This is a genomic window from Paenibacillus sp. DMB5, assembly GCF_001517085.1.
GTDB lineage: Bacteria > Bacillota > Bacilli > Paenibacillales > Paenibacillaceae > Paenibacillus_AQ.
Genome location: NZ_LRAC01000174.1, coordinates 41780 through 62571 on the forward strand (window position 1 = coordinate 41780; position 20792 = coordinate 62571).

A 20792-nucleotide genomic window follows, 5' to 3' on the forward strand; every position below is an offset into this window, starting at 1 on the left:
AAAAGGGACCCCAGGCACTATTGCCGGGGGCCCCTTTTTTGCGTTTACAATAATACCATACATAAAAAAACAAAAACGACGCCAACAGGCTGTCAGGTTCAGGCCTTCCCCCTGTCCTCACCTTGGCGCAATGTTAGCACATGAATCTCCGCCGGACTCCGCCAGCGCAAGGGAAGATGCGCAGTGCCGAAGCCCCGGCTGATCAGCAGCTTGGCTTGGGCTCCGCTGCCGTCTTTTCTTGGAATGCTGAACTTGCCGGCATTGTATGTACGGTAGAACGGATCGGCATGCATCTGCAGGCCGAACGGAAGCACAACCTGGCCTCCATGGGTATGGCCGGCAAGAATCAGGTCTGCCGGAACGGAATCCTGACTGGACAGCCACAGCGGGTCATGCACGAGAATGATCCGGAAGTAAGCAGCTTCCCGGGAAGGTACCGCCGGTAAAGGGGCATACCCCTTTTTGCCCCCCTGCCGCGGGAAGTCGACTCCGGTCAGCAGCAGCTTGCCGCCTTGATGCTCAATTAAGACATTCTCGTCCATGAGCAGCCTTGCTCCGCTGGCCCGGATGATATTATCAGCAAGATTAGTCTTTGCCTTGTAATCATGGTTACCATGAACCGCATATACCGGAGCAAGCGATGCGGCAAGCTTCATATTATCTGCAAGCCTGGTCAGCGGATTGCCCTTCTCCGTTATATCACCGCCTAGAAAGACGGCTTCCACCTTTCCGGCCAGCGGTGCAAGAAGGGCTTCGGGAAGCCGCCGGCGATGGATATCGGTAATAAACAGAATCCGGTAGCCATCAAATTCCGGCGGCAGGCCGGCAAGGAATATTTCCTCGGCAATAATGTTCCGCCCGAAAGCCGAAAAAACCATAATGGCGCCTATAATGCCCAGTCCAAGCAGAAGGGCAGCGGCGGCACCAATAATCCATGCGGCTACCATAAGGTTCTCAGCTCTGGTGCGCCCTCGACTCCCCACCAGACAAGGAATGCGAGCAGCAGGATGAACAGGGCACTCAGCGTGTTGACAAATATTTTGCTCCACCGGACACGCTGTGAAGGATAGCTCTGAGAGCGGGAGGGGGTCTCCGCTTCTTCCTCGGCGGCTGTCCTATGCTGCTTTTCCTCCTTCTCAGCGCCTCTTGCCGCATATCTTGCTTTTCTGGAGAGTCCTGCCGACGGCTTAGTTACCTGTCCGGAGTGTGCTTCAGTCGATGTCTGGACTGCTTTTGTTTTACTGTTAACACCGGCTGGAGGCCGGCTTTTGCGCTCAGCGGACTTGCGGCGGGATTTAACCCGGCTTAATTCCTCGTTCATGACTCCCTCCTGTAGCGGATGACCAGGCCCGAAAACAAGTCGATCAGAAAATGGCAAAGAATCGGCGCCCACAATGTTCCTGTGTGAATGTAAATATAACCAAGCCCGTAGCTGCTGAGGAATACCCACCCGGTCGGAATCCAGTGGCGGAGATAGCGGACGTGAATAACCGCAAATAAAATGCTGGTCCAGTAAGGGCCGAAAGCGTGCTGAATGGCACCGCGGAACAGCAGCTCCTCGCACACCGCAACCATCGCCGCAATGATAATAATATGCCAGAACGGGCGACGGCCGAACAGGAGCTCATTTATGCCTCCGTCATCCATGCTGTCCTGAGGTACAATATGTGTTAACAAAAAATCCACAACCAGCATAATGCCAGCCAGACCAAGGCCCCAAAGCAAAAATTGTGCGCTGTCAGGAAAATTTAATATGTCAATGGGATTTCTTTTCTGCAATAATATCCATATCAGACCGATAAATAAAGTAAGGCCCTGTGTTATATAGAGATTTAGCAGAAGCAGCTTGTCTGTCAGCTGCTGCGGGTCAGCCTTTTTGATCTTGATGTTGCCTAATTTGAATTTTTTCATCGTAACCTGCCTGTTCTAATTTGTTTTTACATAAGATAATTTCCCCAGAAGAAGGAGCACTAAATTATGAATAGCCGTAACTCCCGCACTCAAATGTTATACACACTGGGCTTTCTATTTTTCCTGATCTGCGCATTTGCCGCATTTTTTACGGGAGTGAAGGTTGGGGCTGACAAGACTGAGGCGAAATATGCCCACCTGACCGATGCTGAAGGGGCTTTGGAGGAATTCTCCGGGTCGTACCAGCAGCAGGATCTTGTTGCTTTCTATCATAACGTATTTTTGCCTTACCGGGAATTCAAGCGGAATTGGAATAACGAAGTGGATAATCTGGCACGCAGCACAGATGCCCGCACGAACGCGGCAACGCTGAAGAATCTAAGCCTCCTGGCTGACAAGCAATACGACAAGGTCAGTAAGGATTCCCTGTTTACCAGTTCACCGCTGCTGTCACAATCCCAGCTCAATATTCTTAAAAGCCTGACGCTCTTCTCACAGGCTTCGAGCAAGGTGACCGCAGGCACCTCCGGTTCTGAAACCGCCAAGGCGCTGAAGAATGATAATTTTACGGCAAGTGCCATCAAATTCGGGCTGCTGGGGCAAAAGGACTTCTATGATTCCATGCTTAAATGGGGTTCCAAAACCAGCAGCAGCATACCTGCAGAGACAGGGACGATTAAGACGCTCTCCTTTGTGGCCTGGAAAAAGATGCCACTGTTGCTCAAGAATTCGACTGTCGCGAATATCATGCTGAACCGCAAAATCTACGGTGCCTACGATCCGCAGGATATTACAGCCAAGATTGATGATATGATCTATTCCGGCACTGCCAGCTCACTCAGCCTGAAGGATGTCCAGTCCTCCATCACGCTGCTTATCTCTACTGGAGCTGTGCAGGAGCAGGACTTCATGAAGTGGCGCGAGCAGTATTACGGGAAAGAAGTTATGCCGCAGCTTCCGTTCTTTTATGAGTAGAGCCAGCTATTGCATCATAACGAAAAATAATGCTTACTTCAAGGCAGTCCAGGCAGAATAAGCCTATTGACACAGCTGGCATCACCATGTTACATTATGAAAAATTAATCAAGCAAAACCGATGAAGGAACAAAGATTCTGAATGTCTACAGAGAGCCGGTGGGTGGTGCAAACCGGTGGCGGACAGTGTTCTTTAGCGCTCCCGAGATATTGTATCGAACGAATAGTAGATGCAATCGGATCATCTCCGTTATCAGTGTGGCCTTTTCGGCCAATGAGGCTGCTTCCTTAACAGTTGCAGTGAATTAGGGTGGTACCACGACAACTCTCGTCCCTTACTACGGCAGTAGTATGGGGTTGGGAGTTTTTTTGTTACCCGGATTCATTACAATTGGTCTAAAAGGCCCATATCCTGCATTACACGTACAGCTGTATCCTTTCTCTTTTATGCGACAGCGCGTTGCCCCGTTATTTCGGCAATGTTTGCCAGTCTGTTTGACCGCTTCCGGTACTGCGGGTGCCTTTCGAGGGCATCCTTAGGCATATTAAGCTTTTTAACTTTTAAGGGGGATAAGAAACCATGTTTAAAGTATTAGTGTCGGATCCGATCAGCGATTTGGGTATTCAGCAATTGATGGACGCAAGCGATGTAGTTGTGGATAAGAAAACAGGACTGAGCGAAGACGAACTGATTGCCATCATCGGCGAATATGACGGCCTGCTTGTCCGCAGCCAGACAACGGTTACTGAGAAAATAATCGCTGCCGGCACCAACCTGAAAGTTATAGGCCGTGCCGGAGTCGGAGTTGACAACATCAAGCTGGAGGCGGCTACGCAGCGCGGTGTCGTAGTTATTAATGCTCCGGACGGAAACACCATCACTACCTGTGAGCATGCCTTTGCCATGATGATGGCGCTGGCCCGCCACATTCCGCAGGCTTACGCCAAAACCATCAACGGTGTGTGGGACCGTAAAACGTTCCTTGGCGTTGAGCTGCGCGGCAAGACACTCGGTGTACTCGGCATGGGCCGGATCGGCAGCGAGGTAGCCAAGCGCGCCAAAGCATTCGGTATGAGCATTCTTGCCTATGACCCGTTCCTGACAGCTGACCGTGCTGAGAAGCTGGAAGTGAAGCTGGCTTCGGTGGATGACATCGTGCGAGGAGCCGACTTCATTACTGTACACACACCGTTGACACCTGAAACACGCCACATGATCTCCCGCCCGCAGTTCGAAGTTATGAAAAAGGGCATGCGCATCGTTAACTGTGCCCGCGGCGGTGTTATTGATGAAATGGCGCTGGTTGAAGCGATCGACAGCGGCATCGTTGCCGGAGCAGCCTTTGACGTATTCGAGAAGGAGCCGCCGCAGGCTGACCACCCGTTCCTGTCGCATCCGAAGATCATTGTCACTCCGCATCTCGGTGCCTCGACCGTTGAAGCCCAGGAGAACGTCGCAATTGACGTATCGGAGCAGGTTCTTCATATCCTACGCAACGAGCCGTTCATCAACGCCGTCAACATCCCGCCGGTTGCTCCAAGCGTAATGAACAAGCTTCAGCCGTACTTCACGCTCGGCGAGAAGCTGGGAAGCTTCGCAACACAGCTTACCCACGGTGCAATCAGTGAAATCAACGTTGAGTATGCCGGAGACCTCTCCGATGTGGATACTCAGCCGCTGACCCGCTATATCGTCAAAGGTGTGCTGTCCCGCCACTTCGCAGGCGATGTAAATATCGTCAACTCGATGCACCTGGCCAAAACCCGTGACGTGAACGTTGTCGTGACGAAATCACCTAAGACCAAGGGCTTCACGAACCTGATTACCGTTACACTGAAGGCAGATCCGGATGAAGTGCGTCTGGTAGCCGGTACGCTGCTGCAGGGCTACGGTGAACGTATCGTCCAGGTGAACAACTTCCCGGTTGATATTGCGCCGGAAGGTAACCAGATTCTCATCTCCCACAACGATAAGCCGGGGATCATCGGTCTCGTCGGAACCTTGCTCGGTGAAAATGACGTCAACATCGCGTCCATGCAGGTAGGCCGTAAAATTGTCGGCGGAGCAGCGATCATGCTGCTTACTGTGGATAAAGCGGTGCCTCAGGATGTGCTGGTGAAGCTTGCCGGACTTCCGGAAATCAATACTGCGGAAGAAGTTATTCTGCTGTAGAAACAGCTCCTGTAAATAAATAATGCCCGTCCGGAACGCGCTCATGGCAGCGCTGCTCCGGACGGGCATTTTCCATTCAATTGGGTGCTTCCGATGTTAAACCATCCGGAAGACAGGTACTTTGCGCCCGTCCGAATCTGTGAAGCCGTACTTCTCTGCAAGCGCCCCGACCTGCTGCGGGATTCCCGATAGGGCCAGCTTCCCGCCATCCTGCGCCAGCGCAGCTGCCGCCCGGCCGATATACGCCGTAGATTCAGTATCCTTAAGCGCCTCCACCTCCTGCCAGTGCTCTTCATCCGTACCGAACTCTGCCAATACAAGCTCGGTCCGCATCCATCCCGGTGACAGCGGTATAACCGCAATCCCGTCTGCAGCAAGCTCTACGGACAAACCGTAAGCCATACGGTTCAGCGCATTTTTGGCCAGGTCATAATAGAAATTCCCCGTATATTTATCCCTGTCCCAGAATGTCGTATGGATAATCAGCCCGCCGCTGTCCTTAGTCTTGCGCATCAGCGGAACCGCATAATAATTTGTCATCAGCTGCGCCCTGACTCCTGCTTCAAACATATTGTCCCAGTGCGCCGGCGGCTGCTCCCAGAACGGTTCCAGGCCAATCGGCAGTGTATTTCCGCCCCAGACATTATTAACCAGGATATCAAGTCTGCCTTTTTCCTCGGCAATCTGCCGGATTGCCTTCTCCGTCTCCTGATCATTTGTATGGTCGCAGCGGATTGCGGCGGCTTCACCGCCGGTCTCCAGAATCTCTTGGCAGACCGTATCTAATGTCCCCTTAACTTGTCCGGCCTGCTGTGGTCCCGTGCTTCTGCCGGTGATATAAACAAATGCTCCCGCGCGGCCAGCTCGATGGCAATCCCCCTCCCCGCCCCTCTGCTGCCTCCGGTAACCAGTGCCACTTTTCCTTGCAGTGTCATCTTGAATCCTGCTCCTCTCCGGTTATCGTTCATAATATGCACTTCCCTGCTGTCTTTAATCATTATAACCGGTATATATGACACCAATTGACATATATAAATGATACACTTGTAATAAACTATACAATATGTATCAAAGTTAAGGAGAGGAGAACAAAATGAGGGCAGACCGTTTATTATCCATACTGCTTCTGATGCAGGCCCGCGGCAAGATAAGCACACGAGAGCTGGCCGAGCTGCTTGAGGTTTCCGAAAGGACTGTTATGCGTGACATGGAGGCGCTTAGTGCATCAGGTATTCCAGTCATAGCTGAAAGAGGCCGGGACGGCGGCTGGATGCTGCCCCAAGGCTACAGAACCACGCTAACAGGCATGAAGCCCCGGGAGATCGGCTCGCTGCTTCTGACGGCGGACACCGCTGTCCTGGAGGCGCTGGGGATTCAGGAGGACTTTTCTTCTGCAGTCCGTAAGCTGGAAGCAGCTGCAGCAGCCAAGCCGCAGGATTCTCCGCTCCAGCTTCTGACTCAGCGCATCCATATTGACGGTGCAGGCTGGCACCCTTCCGGCGAAGCTTACCCTTACCTCCCCCTGCTGCAGGAAGCGGTATGGACAGACCACAAGGTATTAATGGTCTACAGTAATAACGCCGAGCACAAAGAGCGGCTGATCGCCCCCCTTGGACTGGTAGCCAAGCGGGGCGTCTGGTATGTCGCTGCAGAATCCGGCGGTGAAATGCGAACCTACAGAGTCTCGCGGATCATGAGGGCCGAAATAACCAATGAAACCTTTACCCGCCCGCCGGGGTTTGATTTGGCAAGCTATTGGGAGCATTCCACAGCTTCATTTAAGGCAGCACTGCCCCGTTATCCTGTCTCCCTGCTGCTCAGCAGCTCGGGACTGCATTCGCTTCAACAGGAGCGGTACACAACCATTCTATCCACCCGGCAATCGGCCAGAGAAGACTGGCTGGAGGCTCAGGCGGAGTTCCATACCCTAGAATCTGCCTGTAAAATCATATTGTCTTTGGGACAGGAGGCTGTGGTAACCGAGCCGCAGGAGCTGGTAATCAGCCTGAGGACCGCTTTGCGGGAAACTTCTGCTTTATATGAAGAAATGGCCCGTTATTCCACTTCTGCCGGAAACGGGATTTGATGTTTTATGTCAGTTTTTACAATAGACTGTTCCCCCGTCAATCACCTATACTATACCAATACACACCATTTTTTTTAGGGGGAACATTATTATGGATTGGATGACCAAGCTTCCGTTAAAACAGAGAATTGTAGCCGGCTGTTATCTTGTCGCCGCATTGTTCGCTGTTCCGGTATTGATTACGATGGTAGTTATGGGCAAACTCATTCTCGGCATCATTCTCATTGCAGCGCTTGCAGGTCTGACTTATCCCCTTGCGCGCTTCATCGAGAGAACGCTTACATCTTCTTTTGACGAGTTCTCCAATGTCACCCACACCATTGCCAAAGGCGATTTTACAAGCCGGGCTGATGAGAGCGGATCAATGGGTGAGGTCAGCCGCTCCTTCAACATCATGATCGACAAGCTCAAGAAAATTTTGACCGAAGCCTCACAAATTACCCGGCACGTTATGGATGCCAGCAGAGGGATCGAAGACAAAAACCACAGCCTCAAAATAGTAATGGCCCAGGTTGCCTCCTCCTCAAATGAACTTGCTGTCGGTGCCAATGAAATCTCTGCAGATATCGCGGACATGACAGAATCGATTAAAGATATTGAGACAAAGGTAGCCAATTATACACATTCCACCAAAGAAATGAATAAACGCTCTATACATACGCTTGAACTGGTAGAACAAGGACGGCTGTCGGTAGATACCCAGGCTGAAGGCATGCGCAAAAATATCGAGGCTACGGGCAAGGTTGCCGGTACCATTGAGGCCCTCTCACAGAACGCCCGCGGGATTTCCTTGATTGCCAAGTCCATTACTGAGATCGCCGAGCAGACTAACCTTCTGTCGCTGAATGCTTCAATTGAGGCAGCACGCGCTGGTGAGCACGGCCGCGGTTTTGCCGTTGTGGCCCAGGAGGTTCGTAAGCTTGCCGAAGAATCCACCGCTTCTACCAAAGAAGTATTCAGCCTGATCCGCAGCATTGAATCCGATATCAAGCAGGCCGTAGAGAATATCGCCATCAATGAAGAGGTTGTACAGGTTCAGAATGAGCTGATCGTAGAGACAGCCCACATTTTCTCGCAGATTGTACAGAGCGTGCAATACATAACTGAGCAGATTGCTTCCTTCTCCCAGGAAAGTGACCTGATGCTGGAAAGCGCACTTAAAATATCCAGCGCCATCGAAAACATATCCGCAATTACCCAGCAGACCGCAGCCGGCACCGAGGAAGTATCTGCTGCAATGAATGAACAGATCAACGCCCTGCAATCCGTCGCCGATGAAACCGACAAAATGACGCAAGCTGTATTCCAGCTGCAAAAAACCATTCATATTTTCAAATTCTAAATATTTGGTTCTCAGGCCCTAAGGCTGCCGCTCACACAGAGCGGCAGTTTTTTTGGGATGTGCTCTCAGGTTTCACCAAATCGTTCTGCAATTCGTCAAATTTCGAATCTTTCTGCATTATTGTATTGACAATGATAGAGTTAAAAATATATTGTAAAAGTAAAATTAACCAATGAAATATTATCCATTGGACCTAACTTTATATGGCAAAATTCTCCGAAAGGAAATGACGCAAAGCCATGGATCTACAGTCTCAGTTTCTGGGACCAGGATAGCCAGGTTGCAGCCGGGACGTAAGCACCATTACGTTCTGATCGGCTATACTTGCAACTGGCCTGTGCTCATTTGAGTACAGGTATTCTATTGTCACTAGAGTCGCTAGAAAAATACACAACGGATAGGGTGGAGCATTTGAAAACAGTCGCAGATTATATGGCGGAGGCACTTCGCAGCCTCGGCGTAACACATTCCTTTGGTATTATCGGCAAATCTATTTGTCCTATAGCTCTTAAGATGGTTGATTACGGTATCGAATTTATTCCGGGCAGACATGAGTCCAGCTCCGGCTTTGAAGCCGCCGGCTATGCACTCAAAACCGGAGGTCTCGGAGTCGCCTTCGGAACCTCGGGTCCCGGAGGAACGAATCTGCTTACTGCTGCAGCACATGCCAAGGCTAACAATCTTCCTGTCCTCTTTATTACAGGGCATCAGTCAATTAAAGAGCTCGGAATTCCGCAGTGCCAGGATTCCTCTTCTTATCTGGCTGATCTGGCAGATATGTTCAGACCCGCTACTCTGTTTAGCAAGCTGGTAGAGCGCGGTGATCATTTCAGCACGATTTTCAATCATGCTATTTCTATTGCCCTCAGCGGCAAACGCGGTCCGGTGCATCTGTGCATTCCTTTTGATGTCCAGACAGAAATGCTGGAAGAATGCCGTATTGTTATACCTGAACGCGAGCCGCTAGTCAGCATCGGCAATTTTGAGCGCGTAATTGCCGCAATCAACGAATCATCGCGTCCGCTCATTATTGCCGGCAAAGGCGTCAACCGTTCCGGCACCCACCAGGAGCTGGTGCAGCTGGCTGAAACCTTCAACATCCCTGTCGTTACCTCACCGGGAGGCAAAGGAGCCATCGCCTGGGATCATCCGCTGTATCACGGTCCGGTCGGTGTGGGCGGCTGCAAGCACGGGGATGATCTGTTGAACAGCAGCGATCTGTATATCGTGCTCGGCTCACGCCTGAGTGATATGACAATCTGCAATCTCAAGGCGGAGAATCACCCTGCAATGCTGATCCAGTTTGATTCCGACCCTACCTTCGTCGGCAAAATCCTGAATTCACCAACCATTTCTGTCAGCGGGGATCTTCGTGACAACCTCAGCTACTATCTGGAGAATATCGACAGGGATACTGTGGTCAGACACGAGATTACTGTTGATGCCAATTACCGCGACGAATTGCCTGATCTGCCTAAACTTTCGATCGCTTCGGTCTTGAGCACTTTAAGCGATCAGATTCCTTATAACAGCTCGGTCTTTGTAGATGACGGCAGCCACGGCTTCCATGCCGTAAAATGGTATAACGTCAAGAAGCCGGGAAGCTTTATCTTTGATGCCTACTTCGCCTGCATGGGCAATTCCATCGGCATGTCGATCGGAGCCAAGGCTGCCGCTCCCGACGAAACCGTGTTCTGCATCACCGGGGACGGCTGCTTCATGATGCTAGGAGCAGAGATTAACACTGCTGTGTGCAAGGAACTCCCGGTTATTTTTATTGTAGTTAATAACATGCAGCTGGATATGGCCCTCAAAGGTATGGAAAAGACGACCGGCAGAATTGACGGCACTCTCTTCGAGGTTCCGATGGATGCGGCGAAATTCGGTGAATCTCTCGGAGCTGTAGGCTATAAGTGCGAAACGGCTGAACAATTTGCTGCGGCTATAGATGCAGCGGTAGCTTCCAACAAGGTAGCAGTGATTGAACTGCTCACCGACCGTGACGAAATGCCTCCGACAGCGCACCGTGTATTGAATCTTTAATTAACATCATTCAGGGGGTTTTTACGTGGAAAGTTCAGTGAACAGCGGACTTAAGCATTTTACGAATTTGTCCGGAGATTATGGCAATAAGCAGCTGGCGCCGATTAAAGAGCATTTTCCGGAGCTGGCTGAGTATATTATGGGCAACGCATATGGCGATATTTTTCAGCGGACCACGATCGGTGCCGACTGGAAAGAAATTGCTGTCATCTCTGCCCTGATCACGATGGGCCAGTATGAACAGCTGGGCGTACATTATGTAATGGCACTGCGTGTCGGCATGACAGTCGATCAGATCAAAGGCATCCTGCTGCATCTGGTACCGGCAATCGGCGCTCCGCGGGTAATATCCGCCTTCAACGTGCTGCTCGCAACCTTGGAAGAAATCAAGTAACTTTAGAACCGGCAGTCTGAATGTATATCTTTTGATTTGGGGGCTGGAAGGAATGGGCAGGTTTGTTCTGAAAGCAGATTCCGTGAGTAAGATTGTTCATATGCAACTGGAAGGCACCTTCTCCAATGAGGATGGCCTCAAAACAATGCAGGCTTACCAGCAGACAGTCAATCCCATCACAGCTTCAGAATATTCCCTGCAAATTGACTGCCGCAAGCTGAATGTCACAGCACCGGATGTGGTGCCTCTGCTGGAAAGCTGCTTCATTATGTATAAATCGGATGGCTTTCAGCAGGTGACTTTGGCGCTCGAAAACAACCCGCTGCTCAAGATGCAGCTCTCCCGGCTTGGCCGTAAAGCGGGTCTTGAGAATATGCTGATTGTTCCTTCTTTTCAAGAATAACAATTACTGTTCAATCCAAAAAAGCAACCTGCGGACAAGGTTTTCCTTGCTGCAGGTTGCTTTTTTCCTGTTGTATTTATGCGGTATTGAAGCCCGGTCCTGTGTTAATGCCGTGACTCATGCTTCTCCCAGCCCATACTCCGCTCTACGGCGTCCTGCCATACACTATAACGGCGTTCCCGCTCTTCTCTGTCCATTTGGGGCATGAAATCCCGTTCCGCTTTATTAAAGCTCTCGAGCTGCTCTCTAGACCAGACTCCTGAGGTCAATCCGGCCAGTAAAGCAGCGCCAAGCGCCGTTGTCTCCGCGTAAGTTGTACGGGTCACTGTGCTGCCGAGAATATCTGCCTGGAACTGCATCAGCAGATTGTTGCGGACGGCTCCGCCATCCACACGCAGACCGGTCAGCGGCATGCCGGCATCCTTCTCCATAGCACCAATGACATCACGGGACTGGAACGCCAGCGCTTCCAGTGTTGCCCGGACCAGGTGCCCCGCCGTTGTCCCCCGGGTCAGTCCGAAGACGGCTCCGCGCGCATACATATCCCAGTACGGAGCGCCCAGCCCGGTGAATGCCGGCACGACAACCACCCCTTCACTGTCCTCTACTTCAGCTGCCCGCTGCTCAGAGTCAGCCGGACCTTCGATCAGGCCAAGCCCTTCGTGCAGCCACTGCACCGCTGCCCCGGCCACAAACACACTGCCTTCAAGTGCATAATACAGCTCGTCCCCCATTCCCCAGGCTACCGTTGTCAGGAGTCCGTGGTTGGAGACAACAGCTTCCGTCCCTGTGTTCATAAGGATGAAGCAGCCTGTCCCGTACGTATTTTTGGCACTGCCTGCCTCAAGGCAAGTGTGTCCGAACAGCGCCGCCTGCTGGTCGCCGAGTACCGAGCGGATCGGAATCTCTGCACCGAACCACCCCGCATCCGCTATACCGAATTCACCGCCGGACATTCGGATCTCCGGGAGGATGGAGCGCGGAATACGCAGCTCTTGTAAAAGCTGGTCGTCCCATCTTCGTTCATGCAGGTTGAACAGCATCGTCCGGGAGGCGTTGGTCACGTCTGTAGCGTGCACAGCGCCGCCTGTGAGCTTCCAGATGAGCCAGCTGTCAATCGTCCCTGCCAGCAGTTCCCCGCGCTCTGCACGCTCTCTTGCGCCCTGCACATGATCAAGAATCCAGGCCAGCTTGGTTGCAGAGAAGTAGGCATCCACAACCAGCCCCGTTTTGTCTGCAATCTCCCGGTCCAGCCCCTGCCGCTTGATCTCCTCACATTGCTGTGCAGTCCGCCGGTCCTGCCAGACAATTGCCGGATATATCGGCTCGCCTGTAGTCCGGTCCCAGATCAGTGCTGTTTCACGCTGGTTGGTAATGCCGATAGCTGTAATGTCCGCCGCAGCTATCCCGCTGGCCTGAATCGCATCTCTTGCTGCAGCCAGCTGGCTCTCCCAGATTTGCTCCGGATCATGCTCTACCCAACCGGGCCGGGGAAAGGACTGCTTAATTTCATATTGCCCTTGGGCAACCATGCCGGCCTCCAGATTAAATAGTATAGCCCGGGAGCTCGTAGTCCCTTGATCCAATGATAAAATCATGAATAATGCCTCCTAAAGTGACGGGTATATGGTGTTCCACGATGAACAAGATTAAAGGAGTCCTTTCAACAAAAAGCACCTCTGCAATCAGAGGCGCTGTCAGTCTAAGTCCGGATTTACTGTTTTTCGACAGGAAGCCGTAGCGTAAAAGTCGTGCCTTCGCCAAGCTTACTGGCGGCAAAAATCTGTCCGTGGTGTGATTCGACGATATTTTTGACAATGGCAAGCCCAAGTCCGGTACCGCCCGATTCCCCGCGCACACGGGCCTTGTCTGCCTTGTAGAAACGTTCAAAGATAAACGGAAGGTCATCCGGATGAATCCCGGCGCCCTGATCACGGATCGCAATCTCAATATAACGGCGGCCTTCAAGCACAACAGAGGCGGTCAGAATCGAGATTTGTTTGTCGGCAGGCGTATGCCGGAAAGCATTGTCCAGAAGATTTGTGAGAACCTGCTCCAGCTTATCCATGTCAGCAGACTTCAGCACCAGCGGTCCTTCGGGTCTATGCAGATCCAGAATAATATCGCGTTCCTTGGCCCGTACCGAGAATTTACGGTAGATCCGGTCAAGCAGCTCACCCATATCAACCTGTCCCATCATCATGTCCGTATGTCCTGCTTCCATCCGTGCCAGATCAAGCAGATCCTTAACCAGCCGGCCCATCCGCAGAGATTCATCATGAATCACCTGCACCAGCTCATTTCTCTCCTCCGGGGAGGAAGCCATGCCATCAAGCAGAGCTTCACTGTAGCCCTGCATCATGGAGAGCGGCGTACGGATCTCATGCGATACATTAGCCACAAAGTCACGGCGCATCTTCTCCAGCCGCACTTCCTCAGTCACATCCCGCAGCACGGCTACCGCACCCCGGATATGATCTTCCGAATAGAGCGGAGCCATATGAACGGACCATACGCCCTGGCGGACATGCACATTGGCACGCTGATCTCCGCCCTGGCTGAGCGTATCCTTAAATAAAGGACGCAGCGGAAGCGGAACTGCGCTGAAAGCCGCAAGTTTCGACTCCTGCCCGGCATCGCTCTCCTCCTGATGCTCCAGGTTCAAATCGCTCCAGGTTTCCAGCAGCTTCTGACCATGGGGGTTGGTAAGGATGACGTGCCCCTCATTATCAAAGGTAATCACAGGGTCAGTCATGCTGCGAAGCACACTGGACAAGTGCCCTTTCTCATGATTCAGGCTGCGGATATTCTCTTCCAGCTCTGCAGCCATATGATTAAACGAGGTCGCCAGCTGGCCGATCTCATCACTGGTACGGAGATTCAGCCTGGTGCCGTATTGCCCGCGGCGGATATTATTAGCCGCTTCAATGACCTGCTGCATCGGCTGTGTAATTTTGGTGAACAGGAACAACGCAAAAAACGTTGTCAATGAAAACCCGATCATGCAGGCATACATAAATAAACGTTTGATCGCCCCGGAATTGGCGAAGTTGCTGTCGATGTAAGGGAGCAGAAACAGCCCTACTGTAATGAGTACAACAGCAACAAGGCAGATGATCGTAGCCCACAGCTTGCCGACCAAGCTTCTCCAGAAGCTCACCTATTTGGGTACCTCAAGCTTATAGCCAACTCCCCATACTGTGGTGATCATAGCTGCCGATTCCGGTGATACCTTATTCAGTTTCTCGCGGAGTCTTTTCACATGCGTATCCACGGTACGTAAATCTCCGAAAAATTCATAATTCCACACATCCTTGAGCAGTTCCTCACGGGAGAATACCTTGTCCGGTGATATCGCCAGATAATGAAGCAGTTCATATTCCTTGGGGGTCAGACTGACTTCCTGGCCGCCTGCCGTAACACGGTGGGCATCATGCTCAATAATCAGATGAGGAAACACAATATTGTTGCTGGAGTTACTCTCTTTGGATAAAAAGGCCGTTGCCGAAGAACGGCGCATAATCGCCTTGACCCGGTAAATGACCTCGCGCGGGCTGAACGGCTTAACCACATAGTCATCAGCTCCCATTTCGAAGCCCTGTACACGGTTGATTTCTTCACCCTTGGCGGTCAGCATCAGAACGGGAGTAGATTTGACGCCTCTGAGCCTTGTCAGTACCTCGATCCCGTCGATTCCCGGCAGCATCACATCCAGCAGGATCAGACCGTAATCATTGGCTGTAGCTTTGCGCAGAGCCATTTCGCCGTCTTCCGCTTCGTCGATTTCATAGCCTTCTTTTTCAAGATACATTTTCAGCAGGCGGCGAATGCGCTCCTCGTCATCCACCACCAGAATTCTATTCAGATGCTCAGCCATTAACAACAACCCCTCCATCAAATACAGTTGAACATTACCCTAGTACACATCACGCCCGAGGCATGGAATTTACATTCATGGGATTTACATTACTATAACGCAAAATAACACCGGATAAACGAATAATCAAAACATGCAGTTGTCTCAGATTCCTGTGACGAGGCTGCAGTTGTCCTGCTCCTAGCCCGTCTTAGTCCGTTCCCGCATAGGAATGAAGTCCGGCAATAATCAGATTTACACCTACCAGGGTGAACATCACAACCAGAAACCCGAGCACGGCCAGCCACGCAGATCTGCGCCCCTGCCAGCCGCGGGCCAGCCGCAAATGCAGATAAGCACTGTAGAACAGCCAGGTTACCAGCGCCCAGACCTCCTTAGGGTCCCAGCCCCAGAACCGGCCCCAGGCAATCTGTGCCCAGATCATGGCAAAGATCAGCGCCCCCAGCGTAAAAATCGGAAAGCCGATAGCAATGGCCCTGTACGTAATCTCATCGAGGTCATTCTCGTCAATTCCGTCCATCACCGGATGAATTGCCTTACCCAGCGGCTTGCGGATAATCAGCCGGAGAATGCCATAAAGGATCAGGCCGGATAAAAGCGACCAGATTACGGTATTGAATTTGCGCCCGGCATTTACACCATTCATCCAGGAAGGAGCTTCAAACAACGGCTCCTTGATGCCAAGAAAAGGCTGGAAATGCTCTGTTCCGCTCTGGTATGGTGCCACAATCGGCGGCATTTTATAGCTCACTTTCTCTATTGTACTATCTCCCTGCCCGGCGCTGTCAATCGTTACATCGCTGCGGACAAAAACAGATTCGTACCCGGCTCCGCGGAAGGCGAAGACACTCCCGAGAAATCCAATTATAACAATGATTGAGAAGAGAGTAAATTCAACCAGCCGCTGCTGCTTGCGGTCACTGCGTTCAGTACTGTCAAAATTCACGGTGCGCAGCAAATACATCAGACCTGCCGCAAAGCCGACAGCGAAGAAGGATTCCCCCAACGCCGCAAGTGTAACATGGATATTCAGGTAAATCGATTTCAATGAAGGAATCAGCGGCTGCACTTCCTGCGGAAAGACCGCTGCATAAGCCATCACTATTATAGAGACCGGAACCGCAAACACCCCGAGGATGATTTTGCGGTAGATGGCAAAAATGACAGTGAACGCTACCATAATCATCATCGATAAAAAAGTCATGAATTCATACATATTGCTGACCGGAATGTGGCCTGAGCCCATCCAGCGGGTGATGAAATAAGCGAGATGGCAAATAAGTCCGAGAGATGAGGCGATAAAAGCGATTTTGCCAAAGCGGGCGGTATGCTCCTCCGGCTTGCGGCCCGACCAGCGGCGGCCCATAATGGCGATCGTATACAGCATAAACGCACCGCTGTATAAAAAGAAGGCAACAATAAACACATCACTGCTGAAATCGAGCAGGCTCATGCCAGACCTCCCCCGTTGTCCAATGATTTTTCATCGACTATCAGGTCTCCCTTATGCAGAATGGCAACGATCTCACGGCGGAAGCCGAACCAGTTCTTGTTGGTATGCCCGCCAAGCACCAGTTCCCCGTCCTCTACACGCAGCCAGATGCGTCTGTGCTGCCAGTAAAAACCGAGTATAAGCCCCAGCATAACAATCCCTGCCCCGACCCATACAAACGGCATTGCCCGGTCTATCCGGATATTGAGATAAGAGGTCGATGCCGCAAAGTCAACATCGCTCATGTCCTGCACCTCAAGCTCCAGAAAACGCCCGCTGCCGCCCAGCCTGTCATTGATCGCCTGCTGCTGGAACTGCTCCTTATCTACCTGTTTGGGAAAATAAAAATACTGCTGGCCTTCTTCCGGCAGCCCCGGACCCGTAATCAGAAACAGGAATGCAGGCGCGTTCGGATAAGGCGATTTGGATACCGGCCGGCCCTCATCATTAAGGCCGAAATCCATATACTTCTCTTTCAGGGAGAGGGTGTACGGCCCTGACTGGAACGTACGTTCCGGATTCTTCATATCAAGCTTGAGTTTGCTGTAGCCTTCTCCGGTGGCTGTATTTACCAGCACCGGCTGCACCGAGCGCAGCACAGGAGTTAGGTCGTAATCAAACTGATACGCTTTCAATCCTTTGTAGCTTAATGGAGAATTTACTCTGATATCGTGGCTGGCGACCTCCGAAAGCTGAGGTTCCCTGGACGGGTCCGTGCAGTCAGCTGTACACTCATAGAGCACCGCCTTGGTCTCATAGAGCTTGGGCAGCACCTTTTTGCCGCGGAACTCCTCGGGCATTTCCTCATCACTGTAAAACTCCACTGTAAACTGCTCATTCTTCAGATAATACGTTGTATCCGGAATCCGCGTGGCCTCACCCTGCTGAAAAGCAAGATGCTGATCCATATTGAGTCCCGGCAATCCACGCGCCAGCACGGCAAGCAAAAATATAATCAGGCCAATATGTATTACATAAGGTCCCCAGCGGCTGAAACGGTGCTTCTCGGCCAGCAAAGCCGCCCCGTCCGTCTTGACACGGTAGCCCTTCTTCTTCAGCGGCTCTATCAGTCCTGCTACCCAGGCTTCGGGTTCAGCCGTCAGCGGTGTTACCAGAACAGCTTTCTGGCGGGTCAGAAACTGACGGTGCTTGCGAACCTTTTGGCGGGTAAGCGCCTTATATAGCGGAAGCACACGGTCCAGGCTGCAAATCACGAGCGAAGCGCCGATCATCACAAGCAGGGTCACAAACCACCAGGATTCATAGGTGTGCGAAAGGCCGAGTCTATAATATATATTCCCGGCTCTTCCGTACGTTTCTTTGTAGTAGGTAGAAGCATCAATGTTAAGAAAAGTGCTCTCCTGCGGGAAAATGGTCCCCAGCATGGAGCCAAGCAGTGTCAGTACAATCAGATAGATTGCTATTTTGACAGATGAAAAAAAGTTCCATACCCGGTCAATCAGACCCGGATTGACGCGCTGCGAGCGGCGGGCAACACCGTCGTAGCGCATCTCCAGATTACCCTCAGCTCCCAGCTCCTTCTCATCCAAAGGCTTGCCGCAGGCCTCGCACAGCACAGTTCCAACCGGGTTCTGATGGCCGCATTCACATTTGGTATTGCTGACCAGAGGTTCCTTTGAGGTCATGGGTCCACCAGCTTCCCGATTTGCGCCTCAAGCGAGTCCAGATCCAGCTGCCCGATGTGAATGCTGTCTACTTTTCCCTTTCCGTCAATGAAAAAGGTGGTCGGCAGAGGGGAAACGCCATAGCTGCGTACCGCATCACGTCCGGTATCCATAATAACAGGGAAATTGATGTCAACCAGCTTAACGAAATTCTCCACAGTCATTTGATCTTCCCCGACATTGACGCCGACAACAACTACCCCTTCATCCTTCCACTTCTCATACTGGGCCTGAAGAGCGGGCATTTCCTTCACGCAGGGACCGCACCAGGAGCCCCAGAAGTTCAGCACGACCGGCTGCCCCTTGTACTCGTCCAGCGTATGGGTCAGGCCGTCAAGCCCCAGCAGCTCAAAGGAGGGTGCTTTACTGCCTTCATGCGGTTTTCCGTCTCCGCCGAACACCGAAGTGCCGATTGCATAGCCTCCAAGCAAAAGTATCAGAACCAGAATTACGATTTGAATCGGCTTTCTCGCTTTGCCCACACGCGAAGCCCCCTTCTGTGACGCAATTCATACTTTAGTTGTCAGGTGTGAACATCCTATGAACATTATACCGAATATTGTCACAGTTTTAGGAGAGGAAATTGTGAACGTTATGTGTCTTTACGGGTCTGGTTCGTTTTGAGTGCCCCGGCCTTGGCAATCTGCTGCAGATGGTTAATTTCATCCTTGGTCAGATGGCGGTAGGAGCCGCGTTTGAGATTCTGCAGCAGAATGTCCCCGAAGGAAATCCGCTTGAGCCGGATAACCGGATGCGAGATCGCTTCAAACATCCGGCGGACCTGACGGTTACGGCCTTCATGGATGGTAATGCTGATCACCGATTCCTTGTTCTCCTCATCGACATCCTTATATTCCACTTCAGCCGGTGCGGTCATGCCGTCCTCCAGCTTGATGCCGGCCTTCAGCTTGTCCAGCGCCGTGCCGTGCGGTACACCCTTGACCGTGGCCAGATACGTCTTAGGGACATGGTGCTTCGGATGGGTCAGCAGATTCGCAAACTCCCCATCATTCGTCAGCAGCAGAAGCCCTTCTGTGTCATAGTCCAAGCGGCCCACCGGGTATACCCGCTCCTTGATCCCCTTCAAATAATCCGTTACTACCTTGCGGCCCTTGTCATCGGATGCGCTTGTAATGACACCCTTGGGCTTGTTGAACATAATGTAGATTTTATTTTCGCCCCGGATCAGTTTTCCGGCCACCTTAATAATATCCTGTTCGGGGTCCACTTTCGTGCCAAGCGTAGTTACGAGCTCCCCGTTGACCTCCACTTTACCGGCCAAAATCAATTCTTCACACTTGCGTCTGGACGCAACACCTGCTTGCGCCAAAATTTTCTGTAATCTTTCCATTTTCGACTACTCACCTCAGGTTAATGATAACCATCAGCGGGATAAATCACAAGTTCATTCCATGGAAAAAATGCTCCCGGACATGAATTATTATGAGGCTCGATTATGAGCGGCGAAATATGATAGCGTGAAGCCAGCTCCAGAATGAGCCTGCCTGCGGCAAACAGCTGCTCCCGGCGGCCCGGAAGCTGCGGAATTCCCTTTTCCTTCCCGTAATCCCCTTCCAGACAAATGTGGATATAATCCGGGTCCGTCAACAGCGGAGCGGCGTAAATTCCGCCGTCCGTCCCTACCCAAAAATCAAACCCCTTGCCGTTTATCGACGGACAGCGGGAATGATGCAGAATAAATCCTTTATATTCCAACGCATGCCGGCCTCCCTCCGTATTGCTGAAATAGCATATGATTGGGGGGAGGGCGGGGTGACGGGTTGGTTTCCTTAAAATCTTGCTGATGGGGGGGCGGATGGGCTGCAGCCGTAACTGCGGGAAGTTTTGGACTTCCGGCCGCTGTTGTCTGCAGATTTCCTGATTTAAACCGCTGTTCGCGGTAGAAATCTGCAGACTGACTATGCTTCCGTAGCGAGCTTTTCTCCGAAAAGCTTTCAGGCGGACGCTACGCTCCTACAGTTCCAAAATTCCCTCCGTTACTCCCGCCCATCCGCTGCGCTTGAAGGCAAAAACAAACCCTCACCCCGCTGAGGGTGAGGGTAGCATGAGGGCAAGCGGCTTGGCAGCGCTTGCCGGAACCGCGCCGGCAGGGTTAAAGCGCCTCTGCCTGTGAATTTACAAGATATAACAATAGCAAATTCCAAAGATTCGGCAGAGTGGCCTGCAAGTCCATGCGGTGATCACTACCTAATCCGCACGAATTGATAGAAGAAAGCATTTCCCATACCTAAGTGCAGATAAGACAACTAATTTACTCTTTTTTAGACAAATCCAGCATTTAGGTGTAAAAAGCACACTTAGATCATCGCAAAAGCATCATTTTAGCCAAAACAGGGGGAATTAGATGTCTTTTTTCCAACTAGGTCTGGCAACTGGGTGAGAACGCATAA

20 protein-coding genes and 1 riboswitch are annotated in these 20792 nt (G+C 51.7%); of the genes, 7 read left to right on the forward strand and 13 right to left on the reverse strand.

Translation table 11 applies throughout. The features are described 5' to 3' along the window. Positions 1-98: 98 nt before the first annotated feature. From AWJ19_RS33285 to AWJ19_RS33295, 3 genes are read right to left on the reverse strand one after another with little or no spacing between them, the layout of a single operon-like run. Positions 99-947, reverse strand: coding sequence for a metallophosphoesterase (locus AWJ19_RS33285; RefSeq protein ID WP_068729978.1), 849 nt, complete (start codon positions 945-947; stop codon positions 99-101). Beyond that, a complete protein-coding gene (locus AWJ19_RS33290; RefSeq protein ID WP_068729980.1) occupies positions 941-1321 on the reverse strand; it encodes a hypothetical protein in 381 nt (126 codons plus the stop codon). Before AWJ19_RS33290 ends, AWJ19_RS33285 begins: the two co-directional genes overlap by 7 nt. Then, the gene (locus AWJ19_RS33295) at positions 1318-1911 is read right to left on the reverse strand and encodes a CPBP family intramembrane glutamic endopeptidase (protein ID WP_068729982.1); all 594 of its coding nucleotides are present in this window, start codon (positions 1909-1911) and stop codon (positions 1318-1320) included. Before AWJ19_RS33295 ends, AWJ19_RS33290 begins: the two co-directional genes overlap by 4 nt. Positions 1912-1977: 66 nt before the next feature. Between AWJ19_RS33295 and AWJ19_RS33300 the strand changes: the two genes are divergently transcribed. Then, a complete protein-coding gene (locus AWJ19_RS33300; protein ID WP_068729984.1) occupies positions 1978-2886 on the forward strand; it encodes a hypothetical protein in 909 nt (302 codons plus the stop codon). Positions 2887-3466: 580 nt separating this feature from the next. After that, positions 3467-5059 carry a phosphoglycerate dehydrogenase gene (serA, locus tag AWJ19_RS33305; RefSeq protein ID WP_068729986.1) on the forward strand — a complete coding sequence of 531 codons (1593 nt, stop codon included), beginning with the start codon at positions 3467-3469 and terminating at the stop codon, positions 5057-5059. 96 nt (positions 5060-5155) lie between these two features. Here the strand turns inward: serA and AWJ19_RS33310 are convergent, their stop codons facing one another. Beyond that, positions 5156-5896, reverse strand: a complete 741-nt coding sequence (locus AWJ19_RS33310) for an SDR family oxidoreductase (RefSeq protein WP_347231186.1) — start codon at positions 5894-5896, stop codon at positions 5156-5158. Continuing rightward, a complete protein-coding gene (locus tag AWJ19_RS37490) occupies positions 5842-6027 on the reverse strand; it encodes a hypothetical protein (protein ID WP_277815856.1) in 186 nt (61 codons plus the stop codon). Before AWJ19_RS37490 ends, AWJ19_RS33310 begins: the two co-directional genes overlap by 55 nt. A 125-nt stretch (positions 6028-6152) precedes the next feature. On the opposite strand from AWJ19_RS37490, the gene AWJ19_RS33315 reads away from it, so the two are divergent. From AWJ19_RS33315 to AWJ19_RS33335, 5 genes are all read left to right on the forward strand, one after another. Beyond that, the gene (locus tag AWJ19_RS33315) at positions 6153-7145 is read left to right on the forward strand and encodes a YafY family protein (protein ID WP_068729988.1); all 993 of its coding nucleotides are present in this window, start codon (positions 6153-6155) and stop codon (positions 7143-7145) included. Positions 7146-7236: 91 nt separating this feature from the next. Continuing rightward, positions 7237-8487 (forward strand): methyl-accepting chemotaxis protein, encoded by a 1251-nt coding sequence (locus AWJ19_RS33320; RefSeq protein ID WP_068729990.1) that lies wholly within the window; start codon positions 7237-7239, stop codon positions 8485-8487. A gap of 195 nt (positions 8488-8682) precedes the next feature. Next, a riboswitch (cyclic di-GMP riboswitch) is annotated at positions 8683-8775 on the forward strand. 114 nt (positions 8776-8889) lie between these two features. Next, positions 8890-10530: a thiamine pyrophosphate-binding protein gene (locus tag AWJ19_RS33325; protein WP_082708248.1), complete on the forward strand. Its 1641-nt coding sequence runs from the start codon at positions 8890-8892 to the stop codon at positions 10528-10530. Positions 10531-10555: 25 nt separating this feature from the next. Further along, positions 10556-10924, forward strand: a complete 369-nt coding sequence (locus AWJ19_RS33330) for a carboxymuconolactone decarboxylase family protein (RefSeq protein WP_068729994.1) — start codon at positions 10556-10558, stop codon at positions 10922-10924. 52 nt (positions 10925-10976) lie between these two features. Further along, positions 10977-11327 (forward strand): hypothetical protein, encoded by a 351-nt coding sequence (locus AWJ19_RS33335; protein ID WP_068729996.1) that lies wholly within the window; start codon positions 10977-10979, stop codon positions 11325-11327. Positions 11328-11431: 104 nt separating this feature from the next. On the opposite strand, the gene glpK is transcribed toward AWJ19_RS33335, so the two are convergent. From glpK to AWJ19_RS33375, 8 genes are all read right to left on the reverse strand, one after another. Beyond that, positions 11432-12925 carry a glycerol kinase GlpK gene (glpK, locus tag AWJ19_RS33340; protein ID WP_068729998.1) on the reverse strand — a complete coding sequence of 498 codons (1494 nt, stop codon included), beginning with the start codon at positions 12923-12925 and terminating at the stop codon, positions 11432-11434. A gap of 116 nt (positions 12926-13041) precedes the next feature. Next, entirely contained in the window at positions 13042-14487 is a 1446-nt protein-coding gene (locus tag AWJ19_RS33345) for an ATP-binding protein (RefSeq protein ID WP_068730000.1), read from the reverse strand. Continuing rightward, positions 14488-15204, reverse strand: coding sequence for a response regulator transcription factor (locus AWJ19_RS33350; RefSeq protein ID WP_068730002.1), 717 nt, complete (start codon positions 15202-15204; stop codon positions 14488-14490). It abuts the gene before it with no gap. 190 nt (positions 15205-15394) lie between these two features. Continuing rightward, on the reverse strand, positions 15395-16657 hold the full coding sequence (ccsA, locus tag AWJ19_RS33355; protein ID WP_068730004.1) for a cytochrome c biogenesis protein CcsA: 1263 nt from the start codon (positions 16655-16657) through the stop codon (positions 15395-15397). Beyond that, positions 16654-18342: a cytochrome c biogenesis protein ResB gene (locus AWJ19_RS33360; RefSeq protein WP_068730006.1), complete on the reverse strand. Its 1689-nt coding sequence runs from the start codon at positions 18340-18342 to the stop codon at positions 16654-16656. The genes ccsA and AWJ19_RS33360 overlap by 4 nt, the downstream gene beginning before the upstream one ends. Further along, complete coding sequence (locus AWJ19_RS33365; RefSeq protein ID WP_068730008.1) at positions 18339-18863, reverse strand: redoxin domain-containing protein; 525 nt, start codon at positions 18861-18863, stop codon at positions 18339-18341. The genes AWJ19_RS33360 and AWJ19_RS33365 overlap by 4 nt, the downstream gene beginning before the upstream one ends. A gap of 110 nt (positions 18864-18973) precedes the next feature. After that, a complete protein-coding gene (locus AWJ19_RS33370) occupies positions 18974-19732 on the reverse strand; it encodes a pseudouridine synthase (protein ID WP_068730010.1) in 759 nt (252 codons plus the stop codon). A 20-nt stretch (positions 19733-19752) separates the two neighbouring features. Continuing rightward, positions 19753-20097, reverse strand: a complete 345-nt coding sequence (locus AWJ19_RS33375; RefSeq protein ID WP_068730012.1) for a hypothetical protein — start codon at positions 20095-20097, stop codon at positions 19753-19755. Positions 20098-20792: the final 695 nt, after the last annotated feature.

Excerpts from the sequence above, each read along its gene's own strand:
- AWJ19_RS33320 (WP_068729990.1), top strand. The coding sequence starts at position 7,237 with ATGGATTGGATGACCAAGCTTCCGTTAAAACAGAGAATTGTAGCCGGC.
- serA (WP_068729986.1), top strand. The coding sequence starts at position 3,467 with ATGTTTAAAGTATTAGTGTCGGATCCGATCAGCGATTTGGGTATTCAG.
- AWJ19_RS33360 (WP_068730006.1), bottom strand. The coding sequence starts at position 18,342 with ATGACCTCAAAGGAACCTCTGGTCAGCAATACCAAATGTGAATGCGGC.
- AWJ19_RS33295 (WP_068729982.1), bottom strand. The coding sequence starts at position 1,911 with ATGAAAAAATTCAAATTAGGCAACATCAAGATCAAAAAGGCTGACCCG.
- AWJ19_RS37490 (WP_277815856.1), bottom strand. The coding sequence starts at position 6,027 with ATGAACGATAACCGGAGAGGAGCAGGATTCAAGATGACACTGCAAGGA.
- AWJ19_RS33370 (WP_068730010.1), bottom strand. The coding sequence starts at position 19,732 with ATGGAAAGATTACAGAAAATTTTGGCGCAAGCAGGTGTTGCGTCCAGA.
- glpK (WP_068729998.1), bottom strand. The coding sequence starts at position 12,925 with ATGATTTTATCATTGGATCAAGGGACTACGAGCTCCCGGGCTATACTA.
- ccsA (WP_068730004.1), bottom strand. The coding sequence starts at position 16,657 with ATGAGCCTGCTCGATTTCAGCAGTGATGTGTTTATTGTTGCCTTCTTT.
- AWJ19_RS33335 (WP_068729996.1), top strand. The coding sequence starts at position 10,977 with ATGGGCAGGTTTGTTCTGAAAGCAGATTCCGTGAGTAAGATTGTTCAT.
- AWJ19_RS33290 (WP_068729980.1), bottom strand. The coding sequence starts at position 1,321 with ATGAACGAGGAATTAAGCCGGGTTAAATCCCGCCGCAAGTCCGCTGAG.
- AWJ19_RS33285 (WP_068729978.1), bottom strand. The coding sequence starts at position 947 with ATGGTAGCCGCATGGATTATTGGTGCCGCCGCTGCCCTTCTGCTTGGA.
- AWJ19_RS33350 (WP_068730002.1), bottom strand. The coding sequence starts at position 15,204 with ATGGCTGAGCATCTGAATAGAATTCTGGTGGTGGATGACGAGGAGCGC.
- AWJ19_RS33300 (WP_068729984.1), top strand. The coding sequence starts at position 1,978 with ATGAATAGCCGTAACTCCCGCACTCAAATGTTATACACACTGGGCTTT.
- AWJ19_RS33315 (WP_068729988.1), top strand. The coding sequence starts at position 6,153 with ATGAGGGCAGACCGTTTATTATCCATACTGCTTCTGATGCAGGCCCGC.